The 15361-nt window shown below is 37.3% G+C and carries 15 protein-coding genes; 14 read left to right on the top strand and 1 reads right to left on the bottom strand.

Translation table 11 applies throughout. The features are described 5' to 3' along the window. Positions 1–156: 156 nt before the first annotated feature. The 8 genes from nrdR to GJU32_RS15145 all read left to right on the top strand — a co-directional run bounded on the left by nrdR (position 157) and on the right by GJU32_RS15145 (position 7363). A complete protein-coding gene (gene nrdR / locus GJU32_RS15110; protein WP_155592791.1) occupies positions 157–627 on the top strand; it encodes a transcriptional regulator NrdR in 471 nt (156 codons plus the stop codon). A 16-nt stretch (positions 628–643) separates the two neighbouring features. Beyond that, the gene (locus GJU32_RS15115; protein WP_230875058.1) at positions 644–2008 is read left to right on the top strand and encodes a replication initiation and membrane attachment family protein; all 1365 of its coding nucleotides are present in this window, start codon (positions 644–646) and stop codon (positions 2006–2008) included. A 27-nt stretch (positions 2009–2035) separates the two neighbouring features. Then, positions 2036–2965 carry a primosomal protein DnaI gene (dnaI, locus tag GJU32_RS15120; protein ID WP_274381822.1) on the top strand — a complete coding sequence of 310 codons (930 nt, stop codon included), beginning with the start codon at positions 2036–2038 and terminating at the stop codon, positions 2963–2965. A 458-nt stretch (positions 2966–3423) separates the two neighbouring features. Next, positions 3424–5355 (top strand): threonine--tRNA ligase, encoded by a 1932-nt coding sequence (gene thrS, locus GJU32_RS15125; RefSeq protein WP_155592794.1) that lies wholly within the window; start codon positions 3424–3426, stop codon positions 5353–5355. 415 nt (positions 5356–5770) lie between these two features. Further along, entirely contained in the window at positions 5771–6274 is a 504-nt protein-coding gene (infC, locus tag GJU32_RS15130; RefSeq protein WP_143995755.1) for a translation initiation factor IF-3, read from the top strand. Positions 6275–6305: 31 nt separating this feature from the next. After that, the gene (gene rpmI, locus GJU32_RS15135) at positions 6306–6506 is read left to right on the top strand and encodes a 50S ribosomal protein L35 (protein WP_004226312.1); all 201 of its coding nucleotides are present in this window, start codon (positions 6306–6308) and stop codon (positions 6504–6506) included. Positions 6507–6563: 57 nt separating this feature from the next. Next, positions 6564–6923 carry a 50S ribosomal protein L20 gene (gene rplT, locus GJU32_RS15140; RefSeq protein ID WP_155592795.1) on the top strand — a complete coding sequence of 120 codons (360 nt, stop codon included), beginning with the start codon at positions 6564–6566 and terminating at the stop codon, positions 6921–6923. A gap of 176 nt (positions 6924–7099) precedes the next feature. Continuing rightward, positions 7100–7363, top strand: coding sequence for a DUF1294 domain-containing protein (locus GJU32_RS15145; RefSeq protein WP_155592796.1), 264 nt, complete (start codon positions 7100–7102; stop codon positions 7361–7363). 24 nt (positions 7364–7387) lie between these two features. Here GJU32_RS15145 and GJU32_RS15150 read toward each other — a convergent pair whose 3' ends face one another. Beyond that, positions 7388–7783 carry a hypothetical protein gene (locus GJU32_RS15150; RefSeq protein WP_004226335.1) on the bottom strand — a complete coding sequence of 132 codons (396 nt, stop codon included), beginning with the start codon at positions 7781–7783 and terminating at the stop codon, positions 7388–7390. A 105-nt stretch (positions 7784–7888) separates the two neighbouring features. On the opposite strand from GJU32_RS15150, the gene GJU32_RS15155 reads away from it, so the two are divergent. The 6 genes from GJU32_RS15155 (at position 7889) to GJU32_RS15180 (ending at position 15335) form a co-directional block, all read left to right on the top strand. Then, positions 7889–8374, top strand: coding sequence for a dUTP diphosphatase (locus GJU32_RS15155; protein WP_155592797.1), 486 nt, complete (start codon positions 7889–7891; stop codon positions 8372–8374). 95 nt (positions 8375–8469) lie between these two features. Next, a complete protein-coding gene (locus GJU32_RS15160) occupies positions 8470–9558 on the top strand; it encodes a M42 family metallopeptidase (protein WP_155592798.1) in 1089 nt (362 codons plus the stop codon). 245 nt (positions 9559–9803) lie between these two features. After that, the gene (locus tag GJU32_RS15165; RefSeq protein WP_420798388.1) at positions 9804–11324 is read left to right on the top strand and encodes a thiol-activated cytolysin family protein; all 1521 of its coding nucleotides are present in this window, start codon (positions 9804–9806) and stop codon (positions 11322–11324) included. A gap of 339 nt (positions 11325–11663) precedes the next feature. Continuing rightward, a complete protein-coding gene (argF, locus tag GJU32_RS15170; protein WP_155592800.1) occupies positions 11664–12629 on the top strand; it encodes an ornithine carbamoyltransferase in 966 nt (321 codons plus the stop codon). A 297-nt stretch (positions 12630–12926) separates the two neighbouring features. Continuing rightward, positions 12927–13823 (top strand): LysR family transcriptional regulator, encoded by an 897-nt coding sequence (locus GJU32_RS15175; protein WP_155592801.1) that lies wholly within the window; start codon positions 12927–12929, stop codon positions 13821–13823. Positions 13824–14006: 183 nt separating this feature from the next. Next, complete coding sequence (locus GJU32_RS15180; RefSeq protein WP_155592802.1) at positions 14007–15335, top strand: LLM class flavin-dependent oxidoreductase; 1329 nt, start codon at positions 14007–14009, stop codon at positions 15333–15335. The last annotated feature ends 26 nt before the right edge of the window (positions 15336–15361 follow it).

Raw genomic sequence — 15361 nt, forward strand, 5'->3', positions numbered from 1 at the left:
ATGGTTTCAATGTGCTCTTTTTTTGGGGAAACTTTCCTTGTGCTTTAGGTGCTTTAGGTTTATCATGAGCTCACTAACGTGAATGCACTTTTCTTACATGTAGGAAATTTGTTATAATAGAAATATTAAATTGTTGTAAATCAGGAGAGTAATTATATGAGATGTCCATCTTGCCAATTTAACGGAACGCGTGTAGTGGATTCGAGGCCAGTAGATGATAATAAAGAAATTCGTAGACGTCGTGAATGTGAGTCATGTGGCTTCCGTTTTACAACGTTTGAAAAAATTGAAGAGACACCATTAGTTGTAGTGAAAAAAGAAGGTTCACGCGAGGAGTTTAGCCGTGAGAAGGTACTTCGTGGGCTTATTCGTGCTTGTGAAAAGCGTCCAGTTGCGCTTGACGTACTGGAGGCACTTGTCCTGTCGATTGAAAAAGATCTGCGTCGTATTGGAAATTCGGAAGTACGCTCAGAAGATGTCGGTGAAATGGTAATGGATCGCTTAGCTAAAATTGATGAGGTAGCCTATGTTCGTTTTGCATCGGTTTACCGTCAATTTAAAGATATTAATGTCTTTATCGAGGAAATAAAGGACATTATTCAACGTCAAACGGAGAAGAAATCATAGAAAACAGAGAGGATGAATGACGTTGATTCATTTATATAAGGAATTGCAGCCTGGCGATCCTTTCGACATTCGTCTACCTCATGCATTTTCTACACAGGAGCGTCAATTAGTCACATTATTTTATCAACCGCTAACGGGCTCGGAGCCAATTAGCCTTTATTTAACATTATGGGCGGAAGCAGAGCAAATGCCAAAGCAGCAAATGACGCATTATTATTTAATGAATGTACTAGGGCTACCTATAGGTAAAGTGTTTGAGGCTCGTATTGCACTGGAAGCAATTGGTTTACTACGCACATGGAAAAAAGAAAATGCTGGTGAGCGTAGTTTTTTATATGAGTTACAGCGCCCGCTAGATGCCGATAGCTTTATGAAAGATCCTCTGTTGTCGATGTTCTTATTTAGCAAAATTGGGGAGCAGGCATATCGGAATCTACGTCAGCGTTTTATGTCACCTATAAAGGACACGGAGTTTAAGGATGTATCTCGTGCATTTATAGATGTCTTTAAGCCTGTTCATTCTAATATTCCATCAGATTTACAAGCGGATACGAATGGAAAGGATAAACAACAAAGAGTATATCCTTTTTATTTGGAGCTATTTGACTTTGAATTATTGCAAGCAGGTTTATCAGAGCAATTGGTACCGTCCAACTTATTGACATTAGAAGTGCGTGAAGCGATAGCGAAGTTGGCATTTCTATATCATTTAACAGCTCTTGATATGCAAAAAGTGGTCATACTTGCTTTAGACGATGATTTAGGGATTTCTCAGGAACGTTTACGCAAGGCTGCTGCCGATTTTTATAAATTAACAGTGTCGAAGGAGCCGCCAAAACTAGCGCGAGTAAACGAACCCGTACCTATAGTAGAAGCAGGGCAAAAATCGAAGGATCAGGAGCTCCAACACTATTTAGAAACAACAGCTCCTGTTCAAGTGTTACGTGATATTAATAATGGTAAAGAACCTCTGCAAACATCTGTCCAACTTGCGGAAAATTTAATCGTTCAGCACGGTATGCCAATAGGGGTAGTCAATGCATTGCTAGAGTATGTCATGCTAACGACGGATATGAAGCTACCTAAAAAATATGTAGAAACAATTGCAGATCACTGGGTACGGAAAAATGTACAAACTGCTAAGGAAGCAATGGAACTTGCACGTCAAGAACACGATAAATATACCGCTTGGAAAAACAAGCCACAAACGACCACTAAAACGAGTCAGCGCTTTAAGGGACGTTCAGGACATCAACGAGAAGAAAAAGTCCCTGAGTGGTTTTATAAACGTGATGAGAAACAAGAGGAAAGTACTTCTAGCACGATAGATTTTGAAAAAGAACGTCAAAAAATATTAGAAATGCTAGGAAAAAGTGAATAGTAAAGAAGGTGAGCAACAATCGAACCTATAAATGGACCATTAAAACGAGCAATTAATGTACCCTCGTTTCAAGAACGCTATGAAGCCATGCGACGTGAAATTTTAGAAAATCCACGAGTACAAGAATTTTTAGCACGTCATGCAGATGAATTAAACTATGATAATATTGAACGGAATTTACCTAAGCTCCATGAATTTATTAGCCAATCCACGGAATGCTGTGGTTGTGATAACACAGAACATTGTACAAACTATTTAAAAGGCTTCCTTCCTACTTTACGGGTAGTTCGGAAAACAGTTGAAATGGATTATGTACGTTGTGAGCAAAAGATCAGGGAGGAAGAGCGTCGGGATGTCGCGAATATGATTGCAAGTATGCATATGCCAAAAGATGTGCTGCAAGCAACTATTCAAGATTTAAGTATAGATGATGAGTCTCGAGTGATGATTGCCCAAAAAGCAGCACAGTTTATAAAAGCGACAAAAGAATCAGGTCATTTGCCATCAAAAGGTTTTTACTTATACGGTAAATTTGGAGTAGGGAAGTCTTTTGTGCTAGGTGCACTGGCCAATGAACTAGCGTCTATAAAAATACGTTCAGTTGTTGTTTTCGTGCCAGAATTTTTACGGGAAATGAAAAATGCCATTGGCGATAATACATTGAATGAAAAAATTGATTATATAAAAAAAGCACCTGTTTTAATGTTAGATGATTTAGGAGCAGAAACAATGACTGCTTGGACACGAGATGAAATTTTAGGGACTATTTTCCATTATCGTATGGCGGAGCAATTGCCTACGTTTATTACTTCTAATTTTAATTATGAAGAATTGGAACATCATTTAGCTCAGTCCCAAAAAGGTGATATTGAGGTTGTAAAAGCTGGGCGAATTATGGAGCGAATTAAAGCCTTAACTGTGCCTATTGTAATGCAAGGCAAAAATCGCAGGATGTAACATTGATAGTTGCATTTTTCGACAATCGAGCGTATACTGACTCATATACTTAATAACACATGCATTGATGAGGACATGAATTTTGTGTATCGGCTTATAGAGAGGGAAGTCATCGGCTGAAAACTTCCTAGTGTGAGCACAGCATTTACTACCTACTGAGCAGCGAAAGGGATAATCTTTCGCCGGACCCTAGCCCGTTAGCTAGCCTTGAGCTTCGTCTGACTTTGTATAAGTCGGAAGGAAGAAGGGTGGAACCACGAGCATATGCTTCGTCCCTTTCGTGAGGGACGGAGCTTTTTTTATTTTTTTTAAGATATGGTGAACCAACTCCAATCGAGTAATAAACCACTTAATAAAGCATTGACTTAGCTCAGTCCTAGCCGAAATGGCTTAAACATTCACTCAATTCATTCATCAATCATTATGTAATCAAACAAAAACGAAGGAGTGCGAAAAATATGTCAGAAATGATTAAATTAACTTTCCCAGATGGCGCCGTAAAGGAATTTGCAAAAGGTACTTCAACTGATGATGTAGCATTATCAATAAGCCCAGGCTTACGTAAAAAAGCTTATGCAGGTAAAATTAATGGTCTGTTAGTTGATTTAAAAACACCAATCGAAGAGGATGCAACAATTGCGATCGTCACACAAGATGATGAGGAAGCACTTGAGATTTTACGTCACTCAACAGCTCACTTAACAGCGCAAGCTATTAAACGCCTATTCCCTGATGCAAAGCTTGGTATTGGTCCTGTCATTGAAGGTGGTTTCTACTACGATATTGACTCACCAACACCAATTACTGCTGAGGATCTACCAGCAATCGAAAAAGAAATGAAAAAAATTATTGCTGAAAACTTAGAGGTGGAACGCAAAAATGTAAGTCGTGCTGAAGCACAAGCAATCTATGAAGAGATTGGCGATGAATATAAATTAGAATTACTTGAAGCAATTCCAGCAGATGAGCAAGTATCTATCTATTATCAAGGGGAATTTTTCGATCTTTGCCGCGGTATTCACGTACCAGCTACTGGAAAACTTCGTGAATTCAAACTTCTATCATTAGCTGGTGCTTATTGGAGAGGGAACTCTGATAACAAAATGCTTCAACGTATTTATGGTACAGCGTTCTTCAAAAAAGAGGAATTAAAACATCACCTACAAATGCTGGAAGAAGCAAAAGAGCGTGATCACCGTAAAATCGGAAAAGAATTAGAGTTGTTCACTACTTCTCAAAAGGTTGGTCAAGGTTTACCACTTTGGTTACCGAATGGTGCAACAATTCGTCGTGTCATTGAACGTTATATCGTAGATAAAGAATTATCACTTGGTTATAAGCATGTTTATACACCAGTACTAGGTTCGAAAGAGCTTTATCAAACTTCAGGTCACTGGGACCATTACCAAGATTCTATTTTCCCACCAATGGAGATGGATAATGAGACATTAATTATGCGTCCAATGAACTGTCCTCACCATATGATGGTTTACAAAAATAGCATGCACTCATATCGTAACTTACCATTACGTATTGCAGAGCTTGGTACTATGCACCGTTACGAAATGTCAGGAGCGGTTTCAGGCCTACAACGTGTACGTGGTATGACTTTAAACGATGCACATATTTTTGTTCGCCCAGACCAAATTAAAGGGGAATTCCAAAAAGTAGTACAGTTAATTTTAGAGGTTTATAAAGACTTTGATTTAAATGATTATTCGTTCCGTTTATCATATCGCGACCCAGCAGATACTGAAAAATACTTCGATGATGATGTTATGTGGGAAAAAGCGCAAAGCATGCTAAAAGAAGCAATGGATGAGCTTGGATTAGATTACTTCGAAGCGGAAGGTGAGGCTGCATTCTACGGTCCTAAACTTGACGTTCAAGTAAAAACAGCGATTGGTAAAGAAGAAACGTTATCTACTGTTCAACTAGACTTCTTATTACCTGAACGTTTTGACCTAACTTATGTTGGTGAAGATGGAAAACCACATCGTCCAGTTGTTATTCACCGTGGTGTTGTATCGACAATGGAGCGTTTTGTTGCCTTCTTAATTGAAGAATACAAAGGCGCATTCCCAACTTGGTTAGCACCAGTACAAGTAGAAGTAATTCCAGTATCGAATGAAGCACACTTCGACTATGCAAAACAAATCGAGGAGCAGTTAACTGCTGCGGGTTTACGTGTAGAAATGGATGATCGTGAAGAGAAATTAGGCTATAAAATCCGTGAAGCACAAATGAAAAAAATTCCGTATATGCTTGTCATTGGGGATAAAGAAGTAGAAGCAAACGGCGTAAATGTTCGTCGTTATGGCTCTAAAGATTCCGAAACAATTAGCTTTGAGAATTTCTTAGCAGCTGTAAAAGAAGAAATTACAAAATAATCTTTAACAAGAAAGCCTCGCTTGCATAAGTGAGGTTTTCTGTGTAAAATAAATCATGCTTTTGTATAGATTATTTAATTTTAGGTCAATCTAGTAGAGATAAGAAAATAAGTGTTTGACAGCTTATCATATACATGCTAATATAATTAAGGTTAATGAATACAAAGTTTGTGGTTGAAGTAGAGGCTGCCCGCTTCTCACCTGATACAACGCTTTAAAGGCTGTGAACAGGTATGACACGTTGAATTGTTTTGCGTAGACTTGCGCATGCACATATAGCGGGCGGACATCTTCAAAAATGTCCGTCCTTTTTTTATGGACATGACAAGAGGATGTACCGTTCAACCGGGCAAGGCTTTGCCCAAACCATGTATTCGCGACAACTACTTGGAGGTGGATTACTATTAGCAAAGACATGTATGTAAACGAAGGCATTCGCGCACGTGAACTTCGATTAATCGATCACAATGGTGACCAGCTTGGTGTAAAGACACGTAATGAAGCGCTAGAAATCGCCGCTCGTGTAAACTTGGATCTTGTCCTTGTGGCCCCTCAAGCCAAGCCGCCAGTCGCTCGTATCATGGACTATGGTAAATTTAAGTTTGAACAGCAAAAGAAAGACCGTGAAATTCGTAAAAATCAAAAGGTCATCGTATTGAAAGAGGTTCGTTTGAGCCCAACTATCGATGAACATGATTTCCAAACGAAGTTACGTAATGCGATTAAATTCCTTGAAAAAGGCGATAAAGTAAAATGTAGCCTACGTTTCAAAGGTCGTGCGATTACACACAAAGAGATTGGTCAACGTGTGTTAGATCGTTTTGCTGAAGCTTGTGCTGAAGTATCAACGGTAGAACAAAAACCGAAGATGGAAGGCCGAAGCATGTTCTTAGTTCTTCAACCAAAGAACGAGAAATAATATTAGACGAACAGTTTAGGAGGAATTCGACATGCCAAAAATGAAAACTCACCGTGGAGCTGCGAAACGTTTCAAAAAAACGGGTTCAGGTAAATTAAAATATGACCGTGCTTACGGTAGCCACTTATTCGCAAACAAATCTACGAAACAAAAACGTCACCTACGTAAAGCTAACATCGTTTCATCTGGTGACTTCAAACGCATCAAATCTTTACTTGTTTACATGAAATAATTGACTACAAAAAAATACTAACATTCATTTTTTAATGAAAAGCAGGAGGTAATTCATATGCCACGCGTAAAAGGCGGAACAGTGACGCGCAAACGTCGTAAAAAAGTATTGAAATTAGCTAAAGGTTACTATGGTTCAAAACATACATTATACAAAGTTGCTAACCAAGCAGTAATGAAGTCAGGTCAGTATGCTTACCGTGACCGTCGTCAGAAAAAACGTGATTTCCGTAAATTATGGATCACTCGTATCAACGCAGCTGCTCGTATGAACGGTCTTTCTTACAGCCGTTTAATGCACGGTTTAAAAGTTGCAGGTATCGAAGTTAACCGTAAAATGTTAGCTGACCTTGCTGTAACAGATGCTGTAGCATTCACGCAATTAGCAGACGCTGCTAAAAAAGCAGTAGCTAAATAATATTTGACAAAGTCAAATATTATTTCTGCACCGAAAGTGAAACGACAGGTGCAAAATAGGAATTTTCTGCACCGAAAGTGAAACGACAGGTGCAAAAAAAAGACTGATGGATTTTTCCATCAGTCTTTTTTTGTGTTAGATTAGTAGTATAACGTTTTTTGATAAAGGAGTAGGGAATGGGACAAGCATTATTAGCTTATATGAGCATCGTATCGATTGTGTTGCTCATTTTAATGGGGATGGATAAATCGCGTGCGAAAAAGCATGAATGGCGTATTGCGGAACGAACTTTGTTTACACTAGCCATAGCGGGAGGGGCAGTTGGTGGTGTACTTGGTATGTATTTATTCCGTCACAAAACACGCCACAATAGTTTTGCATTTGGTTTTCCGCTACTAGCAGCCCTTCAAATTTTTATCATTGTACAATTGTGGGCGTAATTGAAAACAATAAAAAACACATCCTCATGATGGGGATGTGTTACGCATAAGCTGTTCAATGGGCTGCTTCCAATTAATTTTTGCGCTTGGATAATTCAATAGAATTTCTTGCTGTAAATATTCAAAGTCGCTTTTGCTGAAGCCTTGCAACGTTGCAGCATCACGAGCTCCTACAAAGATGGTGACAACTTCGAAGGCATCCTCTGTCGTGCCCAAGTATTTTTCACCTTCAAAAAGAGCACCCTTATAGGAAATAAAGAAATTTTTGCGGACATTTTTAACGTCATCATAGAAATAATATTGGCCTTTTTCATAGGCTTCATCAAGTTTGCGTTTAGGATCGGTTATATAACGAATCGCTTTATAAAATACATAAATAATAAGCGCAATCACAGCAAGTCGAATAAGTAACGGCAACATTTTAAATTTTCCCCCTTGAAGAAAGGTTATTCTTTCCTATACGATTAGAGAGGTCAAATAGTTTCACTTTTATTTAAATATTTTTTAGAAATTTAGGAGAAAAAAATGAATTTACAACAATTGTTTAATATGCAAAAAGAGCTTGATGATTTTATCGAGCAAACACAAAATATTCAGCAAGATGTATTTCAAGAAAAAGGCTTAGCATTAATGGTGGAGCTAGCTGAGCTTGCCAATGAAACGCGCTGCTTTAAATTTTGGAGCACAAAAGGTCCTTCAGCGCGTGAAGTTATTTTAGAAGAATATGTCGATTCCATTCATTTTATCTTATCTCTTGGCTTGCTAAAGGGGTATACATCAATCGAAAAATGGCCAGTGGTAGAAGAGAAAAGAAATTTAACGGAAACATTTTTACAGACACAAAGTGCTATTTTAACATTTATTCAGCAACCTACTGAAGAGCTTTATTTAGACATTTGGCAATTCTATGGATTACTTGCATACAATCTCGGATTTACATTTGAGGATGTTGTTGGCGCTTATATTGAAAAAAACCAAGAAAATTATAATCGTCAGCGTTCAGGATATTAAATTAAGAAATACACCAATTTTCAGACGATTAAGCTAGGAATATTTCGGTAAACGAAGTATAATAAAATAGATACAAGAAGTAGGAGGCCAAAAGGATGACACAACTAGATCCAACATTACAAATGTTTAAAGATTTAACAGATGCGAATGGTATTGCAGGTAATGAACGTGCACCTCGTGAGGTCATGAAAAAATACATTGCACCATATGCAGACTCTGTAGAAACAGATAACTTAGGAAGTGTAATTGCTAAAAAAGTAGGCGATGAAAACGGTCCTAAAATTGTCGTAGCAGGACATTTAGATGAAGTAGGCTTCATGGTTACACAAATTGATGACAAAGGCTTTATCAAATTCCAAACAGTAGGTGGATGGTGGAGCCAAGTTATGCTTGCGCAGCGTGTAACGATTACTACACGTAAAGGCGATGAAGTGATTGGGGTTATTGGTTCAAAGCCACCTCATATTCTACCTGCTGATGTACGTAATAAAGTAGTAGATATCAAAGATATGTTTATCGATATTGGTGCTGCTTCTAAAGATGAAGTACTTGAATGGGGCGTACGTCCTGGCGATATGGTAACACCGTATTTTGAATTCAACGTCATGAAAAATGACAAGTATCTGTTAGCAAAAGCTTGGGATAATCGCATTGGTTGTGCCATCGCTATTGATGTCATGAAAGCGTTACAAAATGAAAAGCACCCGAATATTCTTTATTCTGTAGGGAATGTGCAAGAAGAAGTTGGTCTACGTGGTGCTAAAACGGCAACACATAAAATTCAGCCAGATATTGGATTTGCAGTTGATGTAGGTGTAGCAGGAGATACTCCAGGTGTTACAGCAAAAGAATCGACTAGTAAGATGGGCGCAGGTCCACAAATCGTTGTGTATGATGCATCTATGGTATCACACCGTGGCTTACGTGAATTCGTATTAGATGTAGCAGACGAAAACAATATTCCATATCAATTTGAAGCGATGGCTGGCGGTGGTACAGATGCTGGTTCTATCCACGTAACAGCAAATGGTGTACCAGCACTATCAATCGGTATTGCAACACGTTATATCCATTCACATGCAGGTATCCTACATCGTGATGATTATGATAACGCTGTTAAATTAATGGTGGAAGTCATTAAAAAATTAGACCGTGATGCAGTCAATAAAATTACATTCGATTAATTGAATGGAAAGAACTAAATAGAAATACCATAATTTAGCCTTCTAACTAAAATGTTAGGAGGCTTTTTTCGTTGGTCAAACCAAAAAAGTATACCGAAATAGTTAGGGGGATATAGCAAGTGTTACACAATAGTCATTAAATGGTCGTTAGTACATGCTAATAACAAGTTGAAAACGAAACTAAAATACTATTTTTGAAAATTATTTTTGTATGGTATAATTTCCTATAAAAGGAGTGGATTTATTTGGGAATTCGAAAAGTAATCAAATTTCTATTATGTTTATCTATTATTTTATGCATTATAAATTATCCTAGTATTTCTTTTGCTGAAACACTTGATACTAATATATCTAGTGAAAAAAGCAAATCTGACATTGATACGGGTATAGCAAACTTGAACTACAATAACAGGGAAGTATTAGCAGTGAATGGTGACAAGGTTGATAGCTTTGTTCCAAAAGAAGGTATTAACTCAAATAATAAATTTATAGTGGTTGAACGTAACAAAAAATCACTTACAACTTCACCGGTGGATATTTCAATTATTGATTCTATGGCGAATCGTACATATCCAGGAGCATTACAACTTGCAAATCAAGCTTTTGCAGACAATCAACCTAGTTTATTGGTGGCTAAAAGAAAGCCCCTAAATATTAGCATTGATTTACCTGGTATGAAAAGGGAAAATACTATGACTGTGGATAATCCAACATATGGTAATGTGTCTGGGGCTGTAGATGAGTTAGTATCTACTTGGAGTGAGAAATATTCCACTACACATACTTTGCCTGCAAGACTACAATATTCTGAATCTATGGTTTATAGCAAATCTCAAATAGCAAGTGCTCTAAATGTTAACGCCCAAGTTCTTGACAATTCACTGGGGATTGACTTTAATGCGATTGCGAGTGGAGAGAAAAAAGTGATGGTTGCAGCATATAAACAAATATTTTATACAGTAAGTGCTGAACTACCTAACAATCCATCAAACCTTTTTGATGATAGTGTTCATTTTGAAGAATTAACTCGTAAAGGGGTAAGTAATGATGCTCCACCCGTTATGGTGTCAAATGTAGCTTATGGTAGAACAATTTATGTGAAATTAGAAACAAACTCTAAGAGCAAGGATGTACAAGCTGCTTTTAAAGCCTTACTGAAGAATGTCAATACGAATGTGGAAACTAGTGGACAGTACAAGGATATTTTTGAGGAAAGTTCCTTTACGGCTGTAGTATTAGGAGGAGATTCACAAAAGCATAATCAAATTGTCTCAAAGGACTTTAATGATATTCGAGAAATAATTAAAGATAATGCAGAATTTAGTCTTAAAAATCCAGCATATCCAATTTCGTATACAAGTGTTTTCTTAAAGGATAATTCAATTGCTGCTGTTCATAACAATACAGATTATATCGAGACGACAGCCACAGAATATTCTAAAGGAAGCATCATCCTTGATCATTATGGTGCATATGTTGCTCAATTTGAAGTAGCCTGGGATGAATTTTCATATGATGAAAATGGCAATGAAGTACTAACTCATAAAACTTGGGATGGAAACTGGAAAGACAAAACAGCCCATTTCTCAACAGTAATACCACTTCCGCCTAATTCAAAAAATATAAGAATTTATGCAAGAGAATGTACAGGACTTGCATGGGATTGGTGGAGAACGATAATTGATGAATACAATGTTCCATTGTCTAATGAAATCAAAGTCTCCATTGGAGGAACTACATTATACCCAAAAGGTAGTATTAATTAGGTTTAGTTAAGAGGCACTATTTCAAAGGCTATGGCATAGGGTGTTGTGGCTCTACTCATCTAACATCAAAATTCACCAATAATATTTAATTTCATTTGATTGTAGTGATAATAGAATTTTACCTCCTAACAAATTATTGTTAGGAGGCCTTTTATGTTTATTTAACGATAACCCTATGTCACGTTCCTTTAATGAATGCATAATTATTCGTTTGTACGAATTTTTGCCACATTTAATGACAAATAAATAATAATTGAAATTAATTATAAAAATTCAGTTGATTTTATATTTATGCATGCTATACTAATTTCAACAGCAACGATATAAGGAGCGAAGGCTATGAAATTACTCGAAGAAGTACAGCTAAAATTAGTGCCTAGTTTAAAAGGAAAGGATCTTTTAACTTTGCTAGACTATACAAGTCAAGAGGTTCAAGAACTTATTGAATTAGCAACACAACTAAAAATGATTACAAAAGAGGGCAAATGCCCAAGATTACTAGAAGGTAAAACACTTGGTATGATTTTTGAAAAACATTCAACTCGTACACGTATTTCATTTGAAGTCGGCATGAATCAGCTAGGTGGAAAAAGTATGTTTATGCATGCGCGTGATTTACAAATTGGTCGTGGTGAATCGATTTATGATACAGCACATGTGTTATCGGGCTATTTAGATGGCATAATGATTCGTGCAAATTCTCACGCGATGGTCAAGGAGCTTGCAGAGCATGCAGCTATTCCGGTGATCAATGGATTAACGGATATTTATCATCCTTGTCAAGCATTAGCAGATTTAGAAACAATTGCAGAAAATAAAGGCATTTTAAAAGGTCTTAAAATTGCCTATGTAGGAGATGGCAACAATGTAGCGCACTCCTTAGTAGTAGCTTCTGCTCATGTCGGTATGAATGTCGCAGTGGCAACACCAGTAGGTTATGAGTGTGATGAGGAAGTGATCGTAAAAGCACAGGCGATTGCTGCGGCAAATGGTAGTACAATTATGATTACAAATGACCCTGTTGAAGCTGTACTAAATGCAGATGTTGTCTATGCAGATGTTTGGACATCAATGGGTCAAGAGGAAGAGACGGCAAAACGTTTAGAAGATTTTGCAGGCTATCAAATTAATGATGAGCTAGTTGCCTATGCAAAACCAAATTATATGTTCTTACATTGCTTACCAGCACATCGTGAAGAAGAGGTTGCTACATCTGTTATTGATGGACCTAATTCTTATATCTTTGAACAAGCTGAAAATAGACTTCATGCACAGAAAGCCGTTCTTGCATCAATTTTAGCTTAAAGTTTGACATATGCTTCTCGAGTTGAGAAGTACGATAAATAAAGTTCACTTGGACAACAGAGGGTGTTTATGTGAATAACATACCAGTGGTTGGCAGACAGAGGGATGTAAACCACGCGCGATGTTTGTTGTCAAGATGGATGGCTGCATCGCTACATAGTAAAGTAACCTGGGAGACGCTGGGTTACTTTTTTCTTTTTGTCAAAATCCAAAAGTGTAGTTTTCCAATAAGTTATAGAGAATATAAAGAATTATTTATATAATAGGATAAATAAGTAATGAAGGAGTGAACTCCTCGTGAATATAGACCACATCGAGGCATTTTTATATGTTGTACATTACAAAAGTACCCATAAGGCAGCTAATGCATTGTTTCTATCACAACCAACTGTGACTGCGCGAATTAAATCATTAGAGCGGGAGCTAGGTGTTGAATTATTTTATCGAGAAGGGCGGAGTGTAAGTTTATCGGATAAAGGTAAAGATTTTTTACCATTCGCTACACAAATTGTGCAAACATTTCAGCAAGGAAAAAAACAATTAGAAGAGACACGAGAAACAGATGAAGTATGCGTTGGTGCAAATGGGGTGACGGCACAATATTTTTTAGCGTATGCATTACCTAAGTGGAAAGAACGATTTCCTTATTTGCGTTTTCAAATCATCACAGGCCCAACAGCCATGATTTTAGAAAAGCTGGAAAGCCATCAAATTCATTTAGGTTTTATTCAATATGTGCATCGGGATGGGATTTGCAACGAGCTATTGTTAAACAATGCGGTGAAACTTGTAAAACATCGTGACCATCCATTACAACTAAAAGACCTTATTCAAGCAAAAGAATTAGCGCAACAGAAAATGGTGTTTTTTGAATGTGGAGCGTTTGATTGGAATTACGTGCATAAGATGTTCGAGGTAGAGGGCGTGACAGCCGATATTGAAGTACGAACAGATCATTTAGAGGTAGCTAAAGAATTTATCAGAACGAAAGACTATATAAGCTTTTTACCACATCTATGCGTCAAAAAGGAATTGGAAAGCGGTGAGTTTGTAGAAATAGATGTTAAGCATTTACTGGATATGAATCAACACATATTTTTAACCTATAAAAATAAAGATACATTGACATCAGCTTTTTGGCAGACGATATGTGAAACAGCTAAGCGTTTTGAAGGCATTCAGGAAATGCATTGATAAAATATTTTATTAGAACGTAAATTTTTTTCTATTACCTAACCTATTGCATATTGTCTAAAGGAACTGTAATATCATTCTCAATCCAATTTTATTTATGAATTGCCATAAATAAAAATTTTTAAAATAAAAACATACTTAACCACTATGTTTAGTAAAAATAAAATTTGAGGAGGAATTGACATGGCTAGACAGGACAAAATTCGATTTGGAGCAATTATTCATGGGGTAGGAGGTAATATTTCGGGTTGGCGTCATCCGAAGGTAGCGAGCAATCAAAGTGTAAGCTTACCTTTTTATATTCAGCAAGCTCAAAAGGCAGAGCAGGGAAAATTTGATGTAGCATTTATTGCAGACGGATTGTTTATTAATGAAAAATCCATTCCTCATTTTTTAAATCGTTTTGAGCCTATTACGATTTTATCAGCTTTAGCTGTAGCGACAAAAAACATTGGATTAGTTGGAACAGTTTCAACTTCCTATAGCGAACCATTTACAGTGGCACGACAATTTGCTTCTTTAGATCATATTAGTGCTGGCCGTGCAGGCTGGAATGTTGTAACCACGCCATTAGAAAGTACTGCTTTAAACTACAACAAAACAATCGACCAACATCCTAGCCATGCAGAACGTTATCAAATTGCGGAAGAATATTTAGAGGTTGTCAAAGGCTTATGGGATTCGTGGGAAGATGACGCATTTATTGCAGATGTCGACAATGATCAATTTTTTGATTCAGAAAAATTACACACGTTAAATCATAAAGGAAAACATTTTTCTGTACAGGGTCCACTCAATATCGGTCGAACAAAGCAAGGGCAGCCCGTTATTTTCCAGGCGGGTTCATCTGATGCTGGCATTCGATTGGCCGCAAAGGATGCAGATGCTATTTTTACTCATGGTGCATCCATTGAAGAAGCGCAAAAATTTTATAGTAGAGTAAAAACAGAGGTAGCAGCATTTGGACGAAATCCAGATGAAGTGAAAATTTTCCCTGGTATTTCACCGATTATTGGCGATACGGTAGAGGAAGCGGAGGTAAAATATCAAGAAATCGTTGAGTTAGTTTCCGTAGACCGTGCTTTGGCTTATCTTGGTCGTTACTTCGATCATCATGACTTTACACAGTATGATGTGAATGCATCGTTTCCTGAGCTAGGTGATATTGGTGCAAATAGCTTTAGAAGTACAACGGATTATATTAAACGATATGCTAAACAAGAGGGACTCACATTACGTCAAGTAGCTTTACGAGAAGCTACACCGAAAACAGCATTTTTTGGGACAGCTGAACAGGTAGCAGATATTGTACAGGAATGGTTTGAAAAGGAAGCAGCAGATGGCTTTATCATCGGTGTGACCGTGCCTGGTGCACTAGAAGATTTTGTTGACAAAGTTGTGCCAATTCTACAAGCAAGAGGGCTTTATCGTAAGGACTACGAGGCAGATACTTTACGAGGTAATTTGGGTATCTCATTCAAAGAAAGTCGCTATGTCAAACAGTCTGTCTAAAAACCTAGTAAATTGATTTGAATAAA

This window comes from Lysinibacillus cavernae (assembly GCF_009724685.1).
In the GTDB taxonomy this organism is placed as follows: Bacteria; Bacillota; Bacilli; order Bacillales_A; family Planococcaceae; genus Lysinibacillus; species Lysinibacillus cavernae.

What these genes read in the sequence shown, in the direction of transcription:
- nrdR (WP_155592791.1), top strand. Translation starts at nt 157, where the DNA reads ATGAGATGTCCATCTTGCCAATTTAACGGAACGCGTGTAGTGGATTCG.
- GJU32_RS15115 (WP_230875058.1), top strand. Translation starts at nt 644, where the DNA reads ATGACGTTGATTCATTTATATAAGGAATTGCAGCCTGGCGATCCTTTC.
- thrS (WP_155592794.1), top strand. Translation starts at nt 3,424, where the DNA reads ATGTCAGAAATGATTAAATTAACTTTCCCAGATGGCGCCGTAAAGGAA.
- infC (WP_143995755.1), top strand. Translation starts at nt 5,771, where the DNA reads ATGTATGTAAACGAAGGCATTCGCGCACGTGAACTTCGATTAATCGAT.
- rpmI (WP_004226312.1), top strand. Translation starts at nt 6,306, where the DNA reads ATGCCAAAAATGAAAACTCACCGTGGAGCTGCGAAACGTTTCAAAAAA.
- rplT (WP_155592795.1), top strand. Translation starts at nt 6,564, where the DNA reads ATGCCACGCGTAAAAGGCGGAACAGTGACGCGCAAACGTCGTAAAAAA.
- GJU32_RS15145 (WP_155592796.1), top strand. Translation starts at nt 7,100, where the DNA reads ATGGGACAAGCATTATTAGCTTATATGAGCATCGTATCGATTGTGTTG.
- GJU32_RS15150 (WP_004226335.1), bottom strand. Translation starts at nt 7,783, where the DNA reads ATGTTGCCGTTACTTATTCGACTTGCTGTGATTGCGCTTATTATTTAT.
- GJU32_RS15155 (WP_155592797.1), top strand. Translation starts at nt 7,889, where the DNA reads ATGAATTTACAACAATTGTTTAATATGCAAAAAGAGCTTGATGATTTT.
- GJU32_RS15160 (WP_155592798.1), top strand. Translation starts at nt 8,470, where the DNA reads ATGACACAACTAGATCCAACATTACAAATGTTTAAAGATTTAACAGAT.
- argF (WP_155592800.1), top strand. Translation starts at nt 11,664, where the DNA reads ATGAAATTACTCGAAGAAGTACAGCTAAAATTAGTGCCTAGTTTAAAA.
- GJU32_RS15180 (WP_155592802.1), top strand. Translation starts at nt 14,007, where the DNA reads ATGGCTAGACAGGACAAAATTCGATTTGGAGCAATTATTCATGGGGTA.